The organism is Skermanella sp. (assembly GCF_059503625.1).
Map to the genome: position 1 here is coordinate 1 of NZ_JCACHA010000552.1, position 2012 is coordinate 2012.

A 2012-nucleotide genomic window follows, 5' to 3' on the forward strand; every position below is an offset into this window, starting at 1 on the left:
ACCCGCGCCGTCTCTTATCAAAACGTCATCAAGCCCGTCACCATCTATGTCGCCAGTATGTAGCACCGCGCGCGATGGCGTTGATGGTTGTGTTGGGTTAACATCGATATCAATCGTAGTGTCAATCTTCCTAAATCCTGTGCCTGTAGCTGTCCATTCAAATGATGTCTGCGGCATGCATATAGCAGCACCGTCACACTCTTGAACCGTTTCAAGTATGCTCCGATCAGTTCCTCCGTCATTTCTGTACCCGAGATTATAGGAGCGCAGAAGTATCGAGTTACCGGTCTCTCTTTCCCAGCGCATATCAATTCGAGTGAGGCGTTTATCCTGCTTCATCTTAAAACCGCTGACGTACCACTCCATCATATCAGGTCGTTTTTCATAATGAAAATGTATAGAACGTGTCGGATCCGAAACCATAGGGCCTTTGGATCCTGTATAGCGTATTAGCTTAGGTACAATCCCGTAAGCATCATCCAACTTGTCTGTATCATATGCAATTGTCATATAGTTTCCGGCACGATCCTCTACGCGGCGCAGAGCCCATGCGTACCGAACACGCTGGTCATAGTTGTTACTGAATTCCCAGTTTCCTTGGTTGAACGGTGGATTGTAGTTTACATGCTGAACTGAGACATGCACCCGTGCGCCTTCAAGAACCGAGTCCAGTGTGCCGCCGTATGTTAAGATCCGACCGTCTTTCAAGTAAACTTGAAAGAACCGGGGTCCTAGTGCGTCGGGAGCGTGAGAAGTTATTTTGGCGTGAATGTTATTCTCGGTTCGGTATTCGGTTAACTCTCCTCCTTCGATGCTCTCTGGGCCTTTGAGGCCGCCAACCATAACGAGTCGCTGCCCCTCAAAACAAAATGGATCGCCATCGTTGCCGTTGTCAAAGCTGACAGCATCTGCTGTGGCGTCTTGAAGGTGTGTTTTACGGCAGCGTGTAACCTGGGACAGTCCCCCGACTGTCCAGCCGACGCCGACGAGGCCGTTTCCGCTTCGGCTATTGTAGTTCAACGACAAATTCGGTTGGATACCTGCTCTCCCTGGGGCAACCCAAAAAGGAATAGAATATTGAGCAGCTCCATCGGTCGTAACATCGCCTATTCCAGCGGTTCTTCCAACTGCTAATCCATCCACGGTATCAGTTGCAATCATCGTGTCGGCAGGAAGATCTAACGGCTGCGCAACAATCTGGGCTGGGAAATCCAAGATGAGTATGTATACAAAGCATACAGCTGCGGTTAACCGTTTGATTCTCATCTATGAAGCCCCCAAAGATGACTCGATGCTACGGACATCACCATGGTGAAGAATAATACTGCACCTTGCAGATTTTGTTTCAAGCTATTCATTCGACCTATGGTTTTGAGGGGTAAGCTACTCTATGGAGGAAACGTGTTATCGGCACTCGCCAAATTCGTGAGGTAGAGCAGCCAATATCGTATTGGAGAGCCAAATGGCTGGTTGTTGCACTAAGAGCCTATCCCAGTAGGTTGGTTTGTTCCCAGGCGATAATACCGCAGGCGAAATGGAGCATGGCCTCGTAGTTGCGGGACTTTTTCTCCCAGCGGATGAGCAACCGCCGAAAGCGGTTGATCCAGGAATGTAGGCGTTCAACAACCCACCGGCGGGGCTGATAGTCTGGATGATACGGTACTGTCCTGGTCTCTTCGCCGCGGCGTCGGATATGGGCAATCAAGTTGTAGTCATAGGCGATCCGCCGAGGTCCATCATAGTCGTAGCCTTTGTCGATGCACAGGTTCACCGGTTGTTGTGGACGCGCTTCCGGACGCTGGACCGGCATAGTGTCGAGTGTCTCCTGAAGCCGCTTGTAGTCGGGCACGTTGGCGCCATCGACGGCGAGGCCGATGGGGACCCCGCGCGCGTCGGTCACCACCGAGCGCTTGGTCGCCAGTTTCCCCCGGTCCGTCGGGTTCGGGCCGGTTTTTTTCCAGAACGGCAAAGCTGACCTTCTGTTAGGAACGCGTGAGGTTGCAAACGAGGAG

2 protein-coding genes are annotated in these 2012 nt (G+C 51.6%); both read right to left on the minus strand.

All coding sequences use genetic code 11. The annotated features are described in order from the left end of the window. Nucleotides 1-1266 (minus strand): SpvB/TcaC N-terminal domain-containing protein (locus AC5JJ6_RS11660; RefSeq protein ID WP_496042189.1); only part of this gene is annotated, 1266 nt, incomplete at its 3' end. A gap of 220 nt (nt 1267-1486) precedes the next feature. Then, nucleotides 1487-2012: IS5 family transposase (locus tag AC5JJ6_RS11665; protein ID WP_496042190.1), on the minus strand; the 526-nt coding region annotated here is incomplete at its 5' end.